This is a genomic window from Enterobacter cloacae complex sp. 2022EL-00981 (assembly GCF_028737495.1).
Taxonomy (GTDB): Bacteria; Pseudomonadota; Gammaproteobacteria; order Enterobacterales; family Enterobacteriaceae; genus Enterobacter; species Enterobacter cloacae.
This window is the reverse complement of sequence record NZ_JAQZRK010000017.1, coordinates 82859-100350: the sequence shown is the minus strand read 5'-3', so window position 1 is coordinate 100350 and position 17492 is coordinate 82859. Positions and strand designations below refer to the sequence as shown.

At 47.3% G+C, this 17492-nt stretch carries 12 protein-coding genes and 7 pseudogenes; 8 read left to right on the top strand and 11 right to left on the bottom strand.

Going from position 1 to position 17492, the window contains the following annotated elements:
* From PUZ33_RS15715 to PUZ33_RS15695, 5 genes and pseudogenes are all read right to left on the bottom strand, one after another.
* Positions 1–126 (bottom strand): annotated as a pseudogene (locus PUZ33_RS15715) (recombinase family protein); the annotation flags it as partial.
* Between the two features lie 199 nt (positions 127–325).
* Positions 326–1150, bottom strand: a complete 825-nt coding sequence (locus tag PUZ33_RS15710; protein ID WP_000722315.1) for an oxacillin-hydrolyzing class D beta-lactamase OXA-9 — start codon at positions 1148–1150, stop codon at positions 326–328.
* A gap of 59 nt (positions 1151–1209) precedes the next feature.
* Complete coding sequence (aadA1, locus tag PUZ33_RS15705) at positions 1210–1998, bottom strand: ANT(3'')-Ia family aminoglycoside nucleotidyltransferase AadA1 (RefSeq protein WP_001206315.1); 789 nt, start codon at positions 1996–1998, stop codon at positions 1210–1212.
* Positions 1999–2067: 69 nt separating this feature from the next.
* Complete coding sequence (gene aac(6')-Ib / locus PUZ33_RS15700) at positions 2068–2622, bottom strand: AAC(6')-Ib family aminoglycoside 6'-N-acetyltransferase (RefSeq protein ID WP_063840280.1); 555 nt, start codon at positions 2620–2622, stop codon at positions 2068–2070.
* 233 nt (positions 2623–2855) lie between these two features.
* On the bottom strand, positions 2856–3413 hold the full coding sequence (locus PUZ33_RS15695; protein WP_001217881.1) for a recombinase family protein: 558 nt from the start codon (positions 3411–3413) through the stop codon (positions 2856–2858).
* 163 nt (positions 3414–3576) lie between these two features.
* On the opposite strand from PUZ33_RS15695, the pseudogene PUZ33_RS15690 reads away from it, so the two are divergent.
* From PUZ33_RS15690 to PUZ33_RS15680, 3 genes and pseudogenes are all read left to right on the top strand, one after another.
* Positions 3577–3783, top strand: a pseudogene (locus tag PUZ33_RS15690) (DUF4158 domain-containing protein); the annotation flags it as partial.
* A 193-nt stretch (positions 3784–3976) separates the two neighbouring features.
* Positions 3977–5239, top strand: a complete 1263-nt coding sequence (locus PUZ33_RS15685; RefSeq protein ID WP_000608644.1) for an IS1380-like element ISEcp1 family transposase — start codon at positions 3977–3979, stop codon at positions 5237–5239.
* 255 nt (positions 5240–5494) lie between these two features.
* Positions 5495–6370, top strand: coding sequence for an extended-spectrum class A beta-lactamase CTX-M-15 (locus PUZ33_RS15680; protein WP_000239590.1), 876 nt, complete (start codon positions 5495–5497; stop codon positions 6368–6370).
* 46 nt (positions 6371–6416) lie between these two features.
* On the opposite strand, the gene PUZ33_RS15675 is transcribed toward PUZ33_RS15680, so the two are convergent.
* Positions 6417–6710, bottom strand: a complete 294-nt coding sequence (locus tag PUZ33_RS15675) for a WbuC family cupin fold metalloprotein (protein WP_116961751.1) — start codon at positions 6708–6710, stop codon at positions 6417–6419.
* Positions 6711–6774: 64 nt separating this feature from the next.
* Between PUZ33_RS15675 and PUZ33_RS15670 the strand changes: the two are divergent.
* Positions 6775–9525: pseudogene (locus PUZ33_RS15670) on the top strand (Tn3-like element Tn3 family transposase); the annotation flags it as partial.
* 75 nt (positions 9526–9600) lie between these two features.
* Here the strand turns inward: PUZ33_RS15670 and PUZ33_RS15665 are convergent.
* Positions 9601–10616: pseudogene (locus tag PUZ33_RS15665) on the bottom strand (IS3 family transposase); the annotation flags it as partial.
* Positions 10617–11010: 394 nt separating this feature from the next.
* Between PUZ33_RS15665 and PUZ33_RS15660 the strand changes: the two are divergent.
* The gene (locus PUZ33_RS15660; RefSeq protein WP_001516695.1) at positions 11011–11667 is read left to right on the top strand and encodes a quinolone resistance pentapeptide repeat protein QnrS1; all 657 of its coding nucleotides are present in this window, start codon (positions 11011–11013) and stop codon (positions 11665–11667) included.
* A gap of 318 nt (positions 11668–11985) precedes the next feature.
* Here PUZ33_RS15660 and PUZ33_RS15655 read toward each other — a convergent pair.
* From PUZ33_RS15655 to PUZ33_RS15640, 4 genes and pseudogenes are all read right to left on the bottom strand, one after another.
* Positions 11986–12414, bottom strand: a pseudogene (locus tag PUZ33_RS15655) (recombinase family protein); the annotation flags it as partial.
* Between the two features lie 32 nt (positions 12415–12446).
* Positions 12447–13838 (bottom strand): ISKra4-like element ISKpn19 family transposase, encoded by a 1392-nt coding sequence (locus tag PUZ33_RS15650; protein WP_001493761.1) that lies wholly within the window; start codon positions 13836–13838, stop codon positions 12447–12449.
* Between the two features lie 36 nt (positions 13839–13874).
* Positions 13875–14447 (bottom strand): recombinase family protein, encoded by a 573-nt coding sequence (locus PUZ33_RS15645; protein ID WP_001493762.1) that lies wholly within the window; start codon positions 14445–14447, stop codon positions 13875–13877.
* A gap of 136 nt (positions 14448–14583) precedes the next feature.
* The gene (locus PUZ33_RS15640; RefSeq protein ID WP_012477564.1) at positions 14584–15174 is read right to left on the bottom strand and encodes a plasmid pRiA4b ORF-3 family protein; all 591 of its coding nucleotides are present in this window, start codon (positions 15172–15174) and stop codon (positions 14584–14586) included.
* Between the two features lie 88 nt (positions 15175–15262).
* Between PUZ33_RS15640 and PUZ33_RS15635 the strand changes: the two are divergent.
* The 3 genes and pseudogenes from PUZ33_RS15635 to PUZ33_RS15625 form a co-directional block, all read left to right on the top strand.
* Positions 15263–15439: pseudogene (locus PUZ33_RS15635) on the top strand (integrase core domain-containing protein); the annotation flags it as partial.
* A gap of 105 nt (positions 15440–15544) precedes the next feature.
* Positions 15545–16324 carry an APH(3')-VI family aminoglycoside O-phosphotransferase gene (locus PUZ33_RS15630; RefSeq protein ID WP_014386410.1) on the top strand — a complete coding sequence of 260 codons (780 nt, stop codon included), beginning with the start codon at positions 15545–15547 and terminating at the stop codon, positions 16322–16324.
* A 151-nt stretch (positions 16325–16475) separates the two neighbouring features.
* Positions 16476–17411 (top strand): annotated as a pseudogene (locus tag PUZ33_RS15625) (IS30-like element ISAba125 family transposase); the annotation flags it as partial.
* Positions 17412–17492: the final 81 nt, after the last annotated feature.

The following is a 17492-nucleotide window of genomic DNA, read 5'->3' as shown; positions in this document are numbered from 1 at the left end:
GATCCTCCGGCGTTCAGCCTGTGCCACAGCCGACAGGATGGTGACCACCATTTGCCCCATATCACCGTCGGTACTGATCCCGTCGTCAATAAACCGAACCGCTACACCCTGAGCATCAAACTCTTTTCATGATATATCTCCCAATTTGTGTAGGGCTTATTATGCACGCTTAAAAATAATAAAAGCAGACTTGACCTGATAGTTTGGCTGTGAGCAATTATGTGCTTAGTGCATCTAACGTTCAAGGTGAGCGGACTCGCGCGGCTTTATGCGCGAGGTCCGCTCGAGCGCAGGGTTATGCATCTGCTCTCGATGACGCCACATATCATTTGTTACCCATCAACACGGGTAATTCCACGAGAATATCCTCTCGTGCTTTAGACCCGCCGGGAATATCGGACTTTTCCTTTCCTATTTCCAATCGGGCGAAAACAACTTGCCGTCCGTTTTTTTCAGCCCAGCCCACGAACCAGCCCTGCGGACGACTTTCATTTATCTTGCCGTTATTGTCCCGAAGCCAGCCGCTGCCGCTTTTTCCATGTACAGCCCATCCTTCGGCTGCCTGGTACTGCGGGATTGTGGCATACGCCATGTCATAAGCCGCTTCGGATACAGGCAGCTTATGCGCGACAAAGCGTAGAAGAAACTGAATTTGCTCCTTGGGAGATATGGTGAGCGACGACATCAGCCATGACTGGGTCAAGCCGTTATGCTTCCCCGAGTCACCGGAAACATCTTGATTACCGTACTCAAATTTCTTTACGTATTCCGTGAACCGATCAACTCCCAGACGGCTTGTTAATTGCTGCGAGAACCAGACAACAGAGTCGCTTTGCCATAGCGCCGGATAGACTTGTTTGTATGTGCGATCTCTCGGAGACGGGTTGTATTCCGGCTTCAATTCCCACGTAGGTGATTTTGGCGACTGCAAGATTCCACTATCAAACCCCATGATTGCCAATGGAAGTTTAAAAGACGAGCACGGAGACACACGACGGGCACATTCTCCGGTCTCATATAAGGTATTTCCGGTAATGGCGTCTGCGATGATGGTGCATTTAAGCGTTTCAACCTCATCAGAAGCCACGGAACTGATTGGGAGAGTGGCGGAAACGAACACCAACATATGCAGCAGCAAAATTTTTTTCATCAAGGTATCCTTCATTGCTCCGCTGTGCGCTTAATAGGTGCATAACTTTGTTTTAGACATTATTTGCCGACTACCTTGGTGATCTCGCCTTTCACGTAGTGAACAAATTCTTCCAACTGATCTGCGCGCGAGGCCAAGCGATCTTCTTGTCCAAGATAAGCCTGCCTAGCTTCAAGTATGACGGGCTGATACTGGGCCGGCAGGCGCTCCATTGCCCAGTCGGCAGCGACATCCTTCGGCGCGATTTTGCCGGTTACTGCGCTGTACCAAATGCGGGACAACGTAAGCACTACATTTCGCTCATCGCCAGCCCAGTCGGGCGGCGAGTTCCATAGCGTTAAGGTTTCATTTAGCGCCTCAAATAGATCCTGTTCAGGAACCGGATCAAAGAGTTCCTCCGCCGCTGGACCTACCAAGGCAACGCTATGTTCTCTTGCTTTTGTCAGCAAGATAGCCAGATCAATGTCGATCGTGGCTGGCTCGAAGATACCTGCAAGAATGTCATTGCGCTGCCATTCTCCAAATTGCAGTTCGCGCTTAGCTGGATAACGCCACGGAATGATGTCGTCGTGCACAACAATGGTGACTTCTACAGCGCGGAGAATCTCGCTCTCTCCAGGGGAAGCCGAAGTTTCCAAAAGGTCGTTGATCAAAGCTCGCCGCGTTGTTTCATCAAGCCTTACGGTCACCGTAACCAGCAAATCAATATCACTGTGTGGCTTCAGGCCGCCATCCACTGCGGAGCCGTACAAATGTACGGCCAGCAACGTCGGTTCGAGATGGCGCTCGATGACGCCAACTACCTCTGATAGTTGAGTCGATACTTCGGCGATCACCGCTTCCCTCATGATGTTTAACGTTTGACATGAGGGGCGGCCAAGGGCGCCAGCCCTTGGACGTCCCCCTCGATGGAAGGGTTAGGCAACACTGCGTGTTCGCTCGAATGCCTGGCGTGTTTGAACCATGTACACGGCTGGACCATCTGGGGTGGTTACGGTACCTTGCCTCTCAAACCCCGCTTTCTCGTAGCATCGGATCGCTCGCAAGTTGCTCGGCGACGGGTCCGTTTGGATCTTGGTGACCTCGGGATCATTGAACAGCAACTCAACCAGAGCTCGAACCAGCTTGGTTCCCAAGCCTTTGCCCAGTTGTGATGCATTCGCCAGTAACTGGTCTATTCCGCGTACTCCTGGATCGGTTTCTTCTTCCCACCATCCGTCCCCGCTTCCAAGAGCAACGTACGACTGGGCATACCCAATCGGCTCTCCATTCAGCATTGCAATGTATGGAGTGACGGACTCTTGCGCTAAAACGCTTGGCAAGTACTGTTCCTGTACGTCAGCAAGTGTCGGGCGTGCTTCTTCTCCGCCCCACCACTCGACGATATGAGATCGATTTAGCCACTCATAGAGCATCGCAAGGTCATGCTCAGTCATGAGGCGCAGTGTGACGGAATCGTTGCTGTTGGTCACGATGCTGTACTTTGTGATGCCTAACTTTGTTTGGAAATGTTGAATACTCATACTCTTCCTTTTTCAATATTATTGAAGCATTTATCAGGGTTATTGTCTCATGAGCGGATACATATTTGAATGTATTTAGAAAAATAAACAAATAGGGGTTCCGCGCACATTTCCCCGAAAAGTGCCACCTGACGTCTAAGAAACCATTATTATCATGACATTAACCTATAAAAATAGGCGTATCACGAGGCCCTTTCGTCTTCAAGAATTTTATAAACCGTGGAGCGGGCAATACTGAGCTGATGAGCAATTTCCGTTGCACCAGTGCCCTTCTGATGAAGCGTCAGCACGACGTTCCTGTCCACGGTACGCCTGCGGCCAAATTTGATTCCTTTCAGCTTTGCTTCCTGTCGGCCCTCATTCGTGCGCTCTAGGATCCTCCGGCGTTCAGCCTGTGCCACAGCCGACAGGATGGTGACCACCATTTGCCCCATATCACCGTCGGTACTGATCCCGTCGTCAATAAACCGAACCGCTACACCCTGAGCATCAAACTCTTTTATCAGTTGGATCATGTCGGCGGTGTCGCGGCCAAGACGGTCGAGCTTCTTCACCAGAATGACATCACCTTCCTCCACCTTCATCCTCAGCAAATCCAGCCCTTCCCGATCTGTTGAACTGCCGGATGCCTTGTCGGTAAAGATGCGGTTAGCTTTTACCCCTGCATCTTTGAGCGCTCTGATCTGAATATCGAGGGACTGCTGGCTGGTTGAGACCCGCGCATAACCAAAAATTCGCATAAAAATGTACCTTAAATCGAATATCAGACACGATGTGTCTATTATGCCAAAATGACGATTTAATGGACACTCAAACGAAGCCGTTTTACTATGTCTGATAATTTATAACATTTCGTACGGTTGGAAAAATGTTACTAAATGCCCGTCAGGCAGGGAGGCCGATATGCCCGTTGACTTTCTGACCACTGAGCAGACTGAAAGCTATGGCAGATTCACCGGTGAACCGGATGAGCTTCAGCTGGCACGATATTTTCACCTTGATGAAGCAGACAAGGAATTTATCGGAAAAAGCAGAGGTGATCACAACCGTCTGGGCATTGCCCTGCAAATTGGATGTGTCCGTTTTCTGGGCACCTTCCTCACCGATATGAATCATACCTAGATTCTACGTCAGTACTTCAAAAAGCATAATCAAAGCCTTGATAAATATGCATTCCTTCGAAATTCAGCTTTCACCCATTGGGTGAAAGAAAAGTGCTCAAAAATATGTTAAATTATCAGCTTTTATGACTCGATATATGGTAAAATAATAGTAAGAAAAGTAGTAAAAAGGGGTTCTAATTATGATTAATAAAATTGATTTCAAAGCTAAGAATCTAACATCAAATGCAGGTCTTTTTCTGCTCCTTGAGAATGCAAAAAGCAATGGGATTTTTGATTTTATTGAAAATGACCTCGTATTTGATAATGACTCAACAAATAAAATCAAGATGAATCATATAAAGACCATGCTCTGCGGTCACTTCATTGGCATTGATAAGTTAGAACGTCTAAAGCTACTTCAAAATGATCCCCTCGTCAACGAGTTTGATATTTCCGTAAAAGAACCTGAAACAGTGTCACGGTTTCTAGGAAACTTCAACTTCAAGACAACCCAAATGTTTAGAGACATTAATTTTAAAGTCTTTAAAAAACTGCTCACTAAAAGTAAATTGACATCCATTACGATTGATATTGATAGTAGTGTAATTAACGTAGAAGGTCATCAAGAAGGTGCGTCAAAAGGATATAATCCTAAGAAACTGGGAAACCGATGCTACAATATCCAATTTGCATTTTGCGACGAATTAAAAGCATATGTTACCGGATTTGTAAGAAGTGGCAATACTTACACTGCAAACGGTGCTGCGGAAATGATCAAAGAAATTGTTGCTAACATCAAATCAGACGATTTAGAAATTTTATTTCGAATGGATAGTGGCTACTTTGATGAAAAAATTATCGAAACGATAGAATCTCTTGGATGCAAATATTTAATTAAAGCCAAAAGTTATTCTACACTCACCTCACAAGCAACGAATTCATCAATTGTATTCGTTAAAGGAGAAGAAGGTAGAGAAACTACAGAACTGTATACAAAATTAGTTAAATGGGAAAAAGACAGAAGATTTGTCGTATCTCGCGTACTGAAACCAGAAAAAGAAAGAGCACAATTATCACTTTTAGAAGGTTCCGAATACGACTACTTTTTCTTTGTAACAAATACTACCTTGCTTTCTGAAAAAGTAGTTATATACTATGAAAAGCGTGGTAATGCTGAAAACTATATCAAAGAAGCCAAATACGACATGGCGGTGGGTCATCTCTTGCTAAAGTCATTTTGGGCGAATGAAGCCGTGTTTCAAATGATGATGCTTTCATATAACCTATTTTTGTTGTTCAAGTTTGATTCCTTGGACTCTTCAGAATACAGACAGCAAATAAAGACCTTTCGTTTGAAGTATGTATTTCTTGCAGCAAAAATAATCAAAACCGCAAGATATGTAATCATGAAGTTGTCGGAAAACTATCCGTACAAGGGAGTGTATGAAAAATGTCTGGTATAATAAGAATATCATCAATAAAATTGAGTGTTGCTCTGTGGATAACTTGCAGAGTTTATTAAGTATCATTGCAGCAAAGATGAAATCAATGATTTATCAAAAATGATTGAAAGGTGGTTGTAAATAATGTTACAATGTGTGAGAAGCAGTCTAAATTCTTCGTGAAATAGTGATTTTTGAAGCTAATAAAAAACACACGTGGAATTTAGGGACTATTCATGTTGTTGTTATTTCGTATCTTCCAGAATAAGGAATCCCATGGTTAAAAAATCACTGCGCCAGTTCACGCTGATGGCGACGGCAACCGTCACGCTGTTGTTAGGAAGTGTGCCGCTGTATGCGCAAACGGCGGACGTACAGCAAAAACTTGCCGAATTAGAGCGGCAGTCGGGAGGCAGACTGGGTGTGGCATTGATTAACACAGCAGATAATTCGCAAATACTTTATCGTGCTGATGAGCGCTTTGCGATGTGCAGCACCAGTAAAGTGATGGCCGCGGCCGCGGTGCTGAAGAAAAGTGAAAGCGAACCGAATCTGTTAAATCAGCGAGTTGAGATCAAAAAATCTGACCTTGTTAACTATAATCCGATTGCGGAAAAGCACGTCAATGGGACGATGTCACTGGCTGAGCTTAGCGCGGCCGCGCTACAGTACAGCGATAACGTGGCGATGAATAAGCTGATTGCTCACGTTGGCGGCCCGGCTAGCGTCACCGCGTTCGCCCGACAGCTGGGAGACGAAACGTTCCGTCTCGACCGTACCGAGCCGACGTTAAACACCGCCATTCCGGGCGATCCGCGTGATACCACTTCACCTCGGGCAATGGCGCAAACTCTGCGGAATCTGACGCTGGGTAAAGCATTGGGCGACAGCCAACGGGCGCAGCTGGTGACATGGATGAAAGGCAATACCACCGGTGCAGCGAGCATTCAGGCTGGACTGCCTGCTTCCTGGGTTGTGGGGGATAAAACCGGCAGCGGTGGCTATGGCACCACCAACGATATCGCGGTGATCTGGCCAAAAGATCGTGCGCCGCTGATTCTGGTCACTTACTTCACCCAGCCTCAACCTAAGGCAGAAAGCCGTCGCGATGTATTAGCGTCGGCGGCTAAAATCGTCACCGACGGTTTGTAATAGCGGAAACGGAATGGGGAAACTCATTCCGTTTTTGTTTATCGCCTTAGACGGCAAAAGTGCTGTCGCCCACCTGCGCTTGCGCATACCAGGCCATAAGCTCCGTGGTTCCTGGTTCTCCTTCCGCTGGAGCCCAGTGCGCATAGTCATCGGCAGCCACGGGTTGATAGCCACCGTGTTTTACTTCAAAAATTATGCCACCGGTATCCAGCGACAGCACGGCATGCCAGGTTCCTGCGGCCATCTCCAGCACCGTACAGGTTTCCCCCAATATCGCCCGATGGGTGACGGTACCCCGATCGTCAAAATTCAGCACCACGAAACGACCCCTTAATGGCAACAGTAGCTCGAAGGTGTGAGGGTGTCGGTGCGGGCGCACGTAGGTCCCAGGTCATATTCCTTCCGGCGTCCGGCATTTTACCGCCAGACAGCTCGGGATTCGTGATATCACCGTTCTTGCAGAATACGGTCAGAGGGAAAATACCCGCCGTGAGCATGCAGCGCTGATACGTCAGCACTATCAGTATCGTGAATTTGCCTGGCCCTGGACATTTCGCCTTACCCGTCTTTTATATACCCGGAGCTGGATAAGCAACGAACGTCCTGGCCTGCTTTTCGATCTGGCGACAGGGTGGCTTATGCAACATCGTATTATTCTCCCCGGAGCCACTACGCTGACCCGGTTGATTTCAGAGGTAAGGGAAAAGGCGACGTTGCGCCTGTGGAACAAACTGGCACTGATACCGTCAGCCGAACAGCGTTCACAGCTGGAGATGCTGCTGGGGCCAACTGATTGCAGCCGCCTGTCTTTACTGGAATCACTGAAAAAGGGCCCTGTGACCATCAGTGGTCCGGCGTTTAATGAAGCAATTGAACGCTGGAAAACTCTGAACGATTTTGGCCTGCATGCTGAAAACCTGAGTACACTCCCGGCTGTGCGCCTGAAAAATCTCGCACGTTATGCTGGTATGACTTCGGTGTTCAATATTGCCAGGATGTCACCGCAGAAAAGGATGGCGGTTCTGGTTGCCTTTGTCCTTGCATGGGAAACGCTGGCGCTGGATGATGCATTGGACGTTCTGGACGCCATGCTGGCCGTTATCATCCGTGACGCCAGAAAGATTGGGCAGAAAAAACGGCTCCGCTCGCTGAAGGATCTGGATAAATCTGCATTGGCGCTCGCCAGCGCATGTTCGTACCTGCTGAAAGAAGAAACACCGGACGAATCGATTCGTGCTGAGGTGTTCAGCTACATCCCAAGGCAAAAGCTGGCTGAAATCATCACGCTTGTCCGTGAAATTGCCCGGCCCTCAGACGATAATTTTCATGAAGAAATGGTGGAGCAGTACGGGCGCGTTCGTCGTTTCCTGCCCCATCTGCTGAATACCGTTAAATTTTCATCCGCACCTGCCGGGGTTACCACTCTGAATGCCTGTGACTACCTCAGCCGGGAGTTCAGCTCACGGCGGCAGTTTTTTGACGACGCACCAACGGAAATTATCAGTCGGTCATGGAAACGGCTGGTGATTAACAAGGAAAAACATATCACCCGCAGGGGATACACGCTCTGCTTTCTCAGTAAACTGCAGGATAGTCTGAGGCGGAGGGATGTCTACGTTACCGGCAGTAACCGGTGGGGAGATCCTCGTGCAAGATTACTACAGGGTGCTGACTGGCAGGCAAACCGGATTAAGGTTTATCGTTCTTTGGGGCACCCGACAGACCCGCAGGAAGCAATAAAATCTCTGGGTCATCAGCTTGATAGTCGTTACAGACAGGTTGCTGCACGTCTTTGCGAAAATGAGGCTGTCGAACTCGATGTTTCTGGCCCGAAGCCCCGGTTGACAATTTCTCCCCTCGCCAGTCTTGATGAGCCGGACAGTCTGAAACGACTGAGCAAAATGATCAGTGATCTACTCCCTCCGGTGGATTTAACGGAGTTGCTGCTCGAAATTAACGCCCATACCGGATTTGCTGATGAGTTTTTCCATGCTAGTGAAGCCAGTGCCAGAGTTGATGATCTGCCCGTCAGCATCAGCGCCGTGCTGATGGCTGAAGCCTGCAATATCGGTCTGGAACCACTGATCAGATCAAATGTTCCTGCACTGACCCGACACCGGCTGAACTGGACAAAAGCGAACTATCTGCGGGCTGAAACTATCACCAGCGCTAATGCCAGACTGGTTGATTTTCAGGCAACGCTGCCACTGGCACAGATATGGGGTGGAGGAGAAGTGGCATCTGCAGATGGAATGCGCTTTGTTACGCCAGTCAGAACAATCAATGCCGGACCGAACCGCAAATACTTTGGTAATAACAGAGGGATCACCTGGTACAACTTTGTGTCCGATCAGTATTCCGGCTTTCATGGCATCGTTATACCGGGGACGCTGAGGGACTCTATCTTTGTGCTGGAAGGTCTTCTGGAACAGGAGACCGGGCTGAATCCAACCGAAATTATGACCGATACAGCAGGTGCCAGCGAACTTGTCTTTGGCCTTTTCTGGCTGCTGGGATACCAGTTTTCTCCACGCCTGGCTGATGCCGGTGCTTCGGTTTTCTGGCGAATGGACCATGATGCCGACTATGGCGTGCTGAATGATATTGCCAGAGGGCAATCAGATCCCCGAAAAATAGTCCTTCAGTGGGACGAAATGATCCGGACCGCTGGCTCCCTGAAGCTGGGCAAAGTACAGGTTTCAGTGCTGGTCCGTTCATTGCTGAAAAGTGAACGTCCTTCCGGACTGACTCAGGCAATCATTGAAGTGGGGCGCATCAACAAAACGCTGTATCTGCTTAATTATATTGATGATGAAGATTACCGCCGGCGCATTCTGACCCAGCTTAATCGGGGAGAAAGTCGCCATGCCGTTGCCAGAGCCATCTGTCACGGTCAAAAAGGTGAGATAAGAAAACGATATACCGACGGTCAGGAAGATCAACTGGGCACACTGGGGCTGGTCACTAACGCCGTCGTGTTATGGAACACTATTTATATGCAGGCAGCCCTGGATCATCTCCGGGCGCAGGGTGAAACACTGAATGATGAAGATATCGCACGCCTCTCCCCGCTTTGCCACGGACATATCAATATGCTCGGCCATTATTCCTTCACGCTGGCAGAACTGGTGACCAAAGGACATCTGAGACCATTAAAAGAGGCGTCAGAGGCAGAAAACGTTGCTTAACGTGAGTTTTCGTTCCACTGAGCGTCAGACCCCTAAAATCCTGATGCTGATGTAGTCCCGTTTTATCGTCATCACGAAGCTTTCTGCTATGCCATTGCTTTCCGGGCTTCGCACTGCTGTCGTACAAGGCTCCAGTCCCAGCAACCGGGCGAACGCCGGCACTGTTGGCAACTGCCTTCCGAAGCGTTTTTCCACCGCACCCAGCATGACATCCTGCACCGTTTCTTTGTCATAGCCTCCGGTGCTCGCTGCCCAGTCAATGATCTCCCTGTCGCAGCAGTCCTGCGCGAAGGTCACCCGCAGCTTTTCGCCATTATCACAGCGGAACTCAAAGCCATCTGAGCACCAGCGCCGGTTACTTTCCGCTACTGCTACGCGCCCCTTATGGGCCCGCTTACGGCAAGGATCAGCGGGTTTACGTTCAAGAAGCAGATTATGCGTTCTCATAATGCGATACACCCGCTTTGCATTAACCACAGGCAGGCCGTCCCGCTCCGACTCCCGTCGCAGCAGCGCCCACACACGGCGATAACCATACGTCGGCAGGTCAGCCACCGCCATGTTTATCCGGGACAATACGGTGGTATCGTCAGAACGGGGCTGCCGTCTGCGATCCTGTCAGTCAGATGGCCGGTGAACCCGAATGCTCAACTGCGCACGCGACACGCCAAGACTTCTGCAAACGTCGCTTATTCGTCGTTCCCAGGCAACGAGGGCGCATGCGCAATCCATTTTTTTGCCCGGCCGAACTCCACGGCCTCTTTGAGTATCTCGGCTTCCATCGTCTTTTTGCCCAGAAGGCGCTGGAGTTCGCGAATTTGCTTATTGGCGGCAGCGAGTTCGGAGGCCGGCACCACTTCCTCGCCCGATGCAACAGCCGTCAGTGAACCGTCTTAATATTGCTTGCGCCATTTGAATATCTGGTTTGCATTGATGCCATGCAGGCGCGCGACATGAGACACGGTCATACCGGGCTCCATAGTCTGCTGAATAATGGCAATTTTTTCCTGCGGTGTACGACGCCGACGCCGCTCAGGTCCTGATAACACTTCAACCATCTTATCGTTCTGACTGGTATTAAACATAGTTCCAAGACTACCTCTTATTTTAAGAGAGTCGAAGTGTCTGGTGATCTATGGGGCCAGTCTAGCCCTCTTCCAAGTGTAGGGAGATATAGTCAAAGTTTGCTTCTCCGCCGATGAGTCCGCCCTGCGTCGGATAGTCCGATTTTTTACCGGCGAAGCACGGCTCTCCTAACCCTATCTAAAGCGAATAACTTTTTTCAACAGGGCCGCGTGCCAATGCAAGAGCGATAGGCGCTCTACGCGCCAATTTGACCACTTAAAACAGGTAAATTGAGGGGTTGTAATGTGTTGATGTAACAGGCTTTTATTTTAATGTCTTGGCATATGTATAATGGTAGTCTAGCCCTCCTTTCAACAAGGAGTACTCATGGAAACCTACAATCATACATATCGGCACCACAACTTTTCACATAAAGACTTAAGTGATCTCACCTTCACCGCTTGCACATTCATTCGCAGCGACTTTCGACGTGCTAACTTGCGTGATACGACATTCGTCAACTGCAAGTTCATTGAACAGGGTGATATCGAAGGCTGCCACTTTGATGTCGCAGATCTTCGTGATGCAAGTTTCCAACAATGCCAACTTGCGATGGCAAACTTCAGTAATGCCAATTGCTACGGTATAGAGTTCCGTGCGTGTGATTTAAAAGGTGCCAACTTTTCCCGAACAAACTTTGCCCATCAAGTGAGTAATCGTATGTACTTTTGCTCAGCATTTATTTCTGGATGTAATCTTTCCTATGCCAATATGGAGAGGGTTTGTTTAGAAAAATGTGAGTTGTTTGAAAATCGCTGGATAGGAACGAACCTAGCGGGTGCATCACTGAAAGAGTCAGACTTAAGTCGAGGTGTTTTTTCCGAAGATGTCTGGGGGCAATTTAGCCTACAGGGTGCCAATTTATGCCACGCCGAACTCGACGGTTTAGATCCCCGCAAAGTCGATACATCAGGTATCAAAATTGCAGCCTGGCAGCAAGAACTGATTCTCGAAGCACTGGGTATTGTTGTTTATCCTGACTAATTGCTTTGATGTGTGATTTTAAACGCTCAAATTTATAAAACGAATAATATTGTCAACCTTGCAATAATAGACATAGGGACAACCATGTATAAATTTTTACCCTCAGGCGTCTTCACAATAGAGCCATATAGCAGTGGGTCACTTAGTGGGCTTAATTTTTCCATTAAAGATAATATTAATATTGCTCAGTATAAAACATCATATGGTAGCCCATCTTGGCAAGTAAACATAAGGCTGCCATTTATAAGGCACTGTTGCAAAAATGTGGAGGTGATAGGGGTACTACGCCGGAACCCCAGATTTTTCCGTCCGTTCAAATTATCCACGGTTGAGCAGCTTGATCCCGTCCGCCCGCAGTTGACCAACAGGGGAAATATGCCTGTACAAAGTTTGCCGGGTTATCCCAAGTTCCTGGCATAGCGTACTGACCTTTGTTTCTGATTGTCCCATTGATGCCATTGCCAGTCGCAGTTTGACTGGCGTCATTTTATAAGGTCGGCCGCCGTTCCGCCCACGGGCTCTTGCTGATGCCAGACCTGCAGTCGTTCTTTCAGCAATCAGTTCGCGCTCAAACTCCGCCAGTGCGGCAAAGATACCGAAGACAAGCTTGCCAGCGGCCGTTGTTGTGTCGATAGTCGCCCCGTGACCGGTCAGCACTTTCAGACCGGTCCCCCTCGCGGTCAGGTCGTGCACTGTATTAATGAGATGACGAAGATCACGACCGAGGCGGTCCAGCTTCCATACGACCGAGAGCATAAAAAATATTGGGGCAGCGTGAGCTATGCTGCCATCGCTGGTCCCTTCCCGTCACTTTGAAAACCCGGATACCAGCAGACAAATTTATCCTGCAGTTCGTTATTCAAAACGGCGGTCCGGGTCTGTAACAAATAATGAGCCCCTTTTCTGCTCCACTGCATCTGCTGCTTTTTGGCCATTCGTCTGGCGATCACTTCATTGATCGTGGATTCCACAAACGCGGTTGATACCGGCTCTCCGTACCGACGCATTTCGCCGTAGTTTGGGATCATCATCTTATTATTCCGGATGTAGGTATACATTTCATCCAGATGTTTTTGCAGGGATTTCAGGCTAGGATAGCTGAGTTCAGGGTCATCGCAATACATAACGCAATTATCAATATGTTCCAGCGCAGCGACAACATTGCCATGCCAGAGATATCGTTTAATGCTTTCCAGCAGTGCCAGAACTTTACTCCCCGCCTCTGGATCTGATACCAGCAGTCCCCGGGCATATTGCATGAGCACCTTCAGCCTCATGGTGATATGAAACCAGTCCAGCACATGCGTTGACTCAGGGTACATACCGAACTGGAGGTCCCTGAGATTATCCGCGCCGTCGGACAGAAAAAATATCTGCTGGTTGGCCTGCATTCCCTGCGCTGAAAGGTGGGTCATGAGCCTGCGTTCCGGATGACAGTCATCCTTCTGAACAAAACCGAAGCGGCGGGTGTCAGCAGGCGCACCAACGGAAAAAGACTTCCCGGCAATAATTTCAAAATTACGCTTTTTGTCATCCCGATCGCGAACATAACCACCATCTATACCCACCACAAGCGGTTTTCCTGGCCTGGGCAGGTTCCCCCAGTCGCGGGGGCAGCCGGAAAGAAAACCTGAATGAGCTTCAGCCTCAGCGTCAAGACGCTGCGCCACCTGGCATAAATGATTCCTCACCGTTGAGGCATTCAGGCTGTGGCCCACCGGCAGAATATCTTTCAGCAGACGAGTCGTCATTTCATAGGAGATCATCGAGGCCCAGCGGGTTTCAATATATTTCAGTGCCGGGTGAGAATAATCGCCGGCCCAGTCGCTGAGCAAACTGACTGTCTTTGTATCACTCTCTTCACAACGGCACCGGTACACCCGAAGCCCGGATACCGGAATAACGCCAAACAGCGTCCGGTACCGTATTTTCTGTTTGCCTTTGATTCTGCGCGCAGCAAGGCAGTGAGGGCACCGGATATGGTGTTGAGTATATTCGTCTGCCTGCAGCTGGACCACCGACTGCTGGACCGTATTCAGCAACAGCTTGGATTCTGACACCGATAATCCGATGTCGTTCCGGGTCTCCCCTGATTTCTGGATTGTCATCAGTTCCTCCGTTCGACTGGAGCCTGATTCATCGGTGATGACTATCTGGAGCGTCAGTTGCATCATTGCCTCCTGCTGTGGTGGATGACTATCTCCCGGCTACTGGTTGTTCATCTGGTGACGAAGCTTATAATATGTGGAAACGCCAAGGCCCGCATGGTCGCAGGCGATCCTGAGCCTGACCCCTCTGCTTCTGAGTGCGTCAATTTCCTGGATCTTTTTGATATCGGCGCCGGGGCGCCCTGTTTTTTCACCCCGTGCTTTTTTCGCGGCGATGCCGTCGGCCTGCCTTTCCTTCAGTAAGGCTCGTTCAAACTGGCTGAATGCCGACATCATGTGCAGCTGCAGTTCCTGCATCGGATTGTTTGTGCCGGCGCTGAACGTCAGCTGCTCTTTCAGAAAAATAAGGGTAACGCCCTGGTCACGAAGCCGGGTGGTGACAGCGCACATATCCGACATATTCCGGCAAAGGCGATCGATGGAATGAACCAGAAGCGTATCACCAGGGCGTAATTGCCCCAGGAGTTCCTGTAACCCCGGGCGGTTTGTGTCCTTCGCGCTGGCATGCTCAACACAAATTTTATCAGGCTGAAAACCCGCCTTTGACAATGCCTCTTCCTGACGGGCCGTATTCTGATCGGCCGAGCTTACCCTGATGTAGGCATATTGCACGCAAAACCTCCGGAAGGTCTTTAAACATCATAGAGATTTAAAGAATAATCCATAAACACTGATTTAGGGAGGTTTATAGACATTTTTTCGGGGATCTGAGAGGCATGCTGAAAACGTATACCTTTATAGACATCAGTCAGCGACGACGGCCCAGCCAGATAACTTCAGGCTCCAGTACCGGAGATGCAAGGTCGAGCCTGCTCAGTTGCCGGTTGATTTTGTGGCGGTTGAACCTGACAGCATCCAGGTCGTCAGCAAAAGGGCGGATCTCGCCGACCGTTGTTTCATCATCCGCATTAACGATAGCTTCAAGAAACGCCAGGGTTTTATCGAACTCATCCGCAGCTGTGGCTCCGGGCATACCATGGCCGCTTATACAAAACGGCGCTTTCAGCGTAGAGTTTTCATAAATGGCCTCAACACGAATGTCATGAAGCCAGTGCTCAAAGAAATTGTATTCATAGGTAAAGCGATCGCCAGCATCAAAAGCAAAATCATCAATCACGACCCGGAACGGATTATCGACAAAACCGATGCCTCCTTCGTAGGAGATACCGTAATCTTTGCCATAAATGTGAAATTGATGGAGATGGTCGTCCCCCCAGCCCTGCACTATCTGGAAAATGAAGTGAAGCGCGGCCAGTGACGTGTCGGCAGCAATTCTCAGCCGACGCCAGACCATCGGACTGACTCCATGAACTGCTATTTTGATGACGTAGATCTTCATAGTCAGCAGGTATTGTTATGAAATGATGGTGGTTATTTTAACCCCTGTAGATGGCATCATTCGATGGCTGCCCCGAGGTTTTTCATGCTCTCCTAAATATGAAGAGGTGTATCTCAAAGCTTATAGCAGTGTCACAGATGCGAAAAAGCAATTAAGTGCATATTTTGAGTTTTATAATTTGAAACGACCTCATTCGAGTCTAGACAAAATGACACCAAATGAGTTTTACTATGATCAGCTACCCCAACAAAACAAGGTGGCTTAACTAGAGCGGAATATCACTTATAAATACGCTTTTAGTTGTTCAAACAAGTGGGACCACCTCTCTCGCATTTGCGGGGTTTTTAATGCTGAATAAAAGGAAAACTTGATGGAATTGCCCAATATTATTCAACAATTTATTGGAAACAGCGTTTTAGAGCCAAATAAAATTGGTCAGTCGCCATCGGATGTTTATTCTTTTAATCGAAATAATGAAACTTTTTTTCTTAAGCGATCTAGCACTTTATATACAGAGACCACATACAGTGTCTCTCGCGAAGCGAAAATGTTGAGTTGGCTCTCTGAGAAATTAAAGGTGCCTGAACTCATCATGACTTTTCAGGATGAGCAGTTTGAATTAATGATCACTAAAGCGATCAATGCAAAACCAATTTCAGCGCTTTTTTTAACAGACCAAGAATTGCTTGCTATCTATAAGGAGGCACTCAATCTGTTAAATTCAGTTGCTATTATTGATTGTCCATTTATTTCAAACATTGATCATCGGTTAAAAGAGTCAAAATTTTTTATTGATAACCAACTCCTTGACGATATAGATCAAGATGATTTTGACGCTGAATTATGGGGAGACCATAGAACTTACCTAAGTCTATGGAATGAGTTAACTGAGACTCGTGTTGAAGAAAGATTGGTTTTTTCTCATGGCGATATCACGGATAGTAATATTTTTATAGATAAATTCAATGAAATTTACTTTTTAGATCTTGGCCGTGCTGGGTTAGCTGATGAATTTGTAGATATATCCTTTGTTGAACGTTGCCTAAGAGAGGATGCCTCGGAGGAAACTGCTAAAATATTTTTAAAGCATTTAAAAAATGATAGACCTGACAAAAGGAATTATTTTTTAAAACTTGATGAATTGAATTGATTCTAAGCATTATCTAAAAATACTTAATTGTCTTTTAACGTCGCTAAATTTTAAATAAATAAGTGAAGAGTGTTAGTGGAGCCACTGATTTAAAGTTGGCAGAGTAAAACTTGAAGTGCGACATAAACCACCTAATTAATTTAAAGGGTTTATGGAGTATATAAAATTGTCATACCATCATCTTAACTTTGAAGATCGTACTGCATTAATGCTTGAGTCAAGAAAAGAAGGCTTTTCAGCCAGAAAATTTGCTGAACTCATTAAAAGACATCCTAGTACGATCTATCGTGAGCTTAAAAGAAATAGCATCAATGACGTTTATCAAGCTCGATATGCTTCTGATAACACCTTCGCTAGACGTAGACGTGGTCACAGAAAACTCAAAATCGATTCAATCCTCTGGAAATTTATTGTTGAAGCGATCCGTTGTTTATGGTCTCCTCAGCAAATAGCAAAGCGTTTAAAGACATTTCCTGATTTGGATCAAACAATGAATGTAAGCCATACAACGATTTATTCAACGATACGAGCATTACCAAAGGGTGAGTTGAAAAAAGACTTATTATCCTGTCTACGTCATGAAAATAAAAAGCGAAAAGCTAACGGTGAACCTAAAAAAGATTCTATATTACAGGATATTAAAACTATTCATGAGCGCCCAGCCGAAGTTCAAGAAAGAAAAATACCGGGTCATTGGGAAGCTGATTTAATTAAAGGTAAAGACAATAAAAGTTCGATAGCAACACTTATTGAACGAAATACACGGCTCTGTATCTTGGCAACATTACCTGATGCAAAGGCAGAATCAGTGCGCAAGGCTTTAACTGAAGCTCTGAAATATTTACCTGCAGAACTGCGTAAAACGTTGACCTATGACCGTGGACGTGAGATGTCAGAACATAAAATACTCGAAGAAGATTTAGGCATAGATGTATATTTCTGTGACCCACATTCACCCTGGCAAAAAGGCACATGCGAAAATATGAATGGTTTAATTAGGCAATATTTACCTAAAGGGATTGATTTAAATCAGGCAGATCAGCATTATTTAAATCAAGTTGCCATGTCACTGAATACTCGTCCTAAATAGCTGTGCAGAATAGTAGATCACTTTGAGGGAACTCAGCCCGAATTGTGCGATCTGATCAATCGCCAAATCAAAACAAAT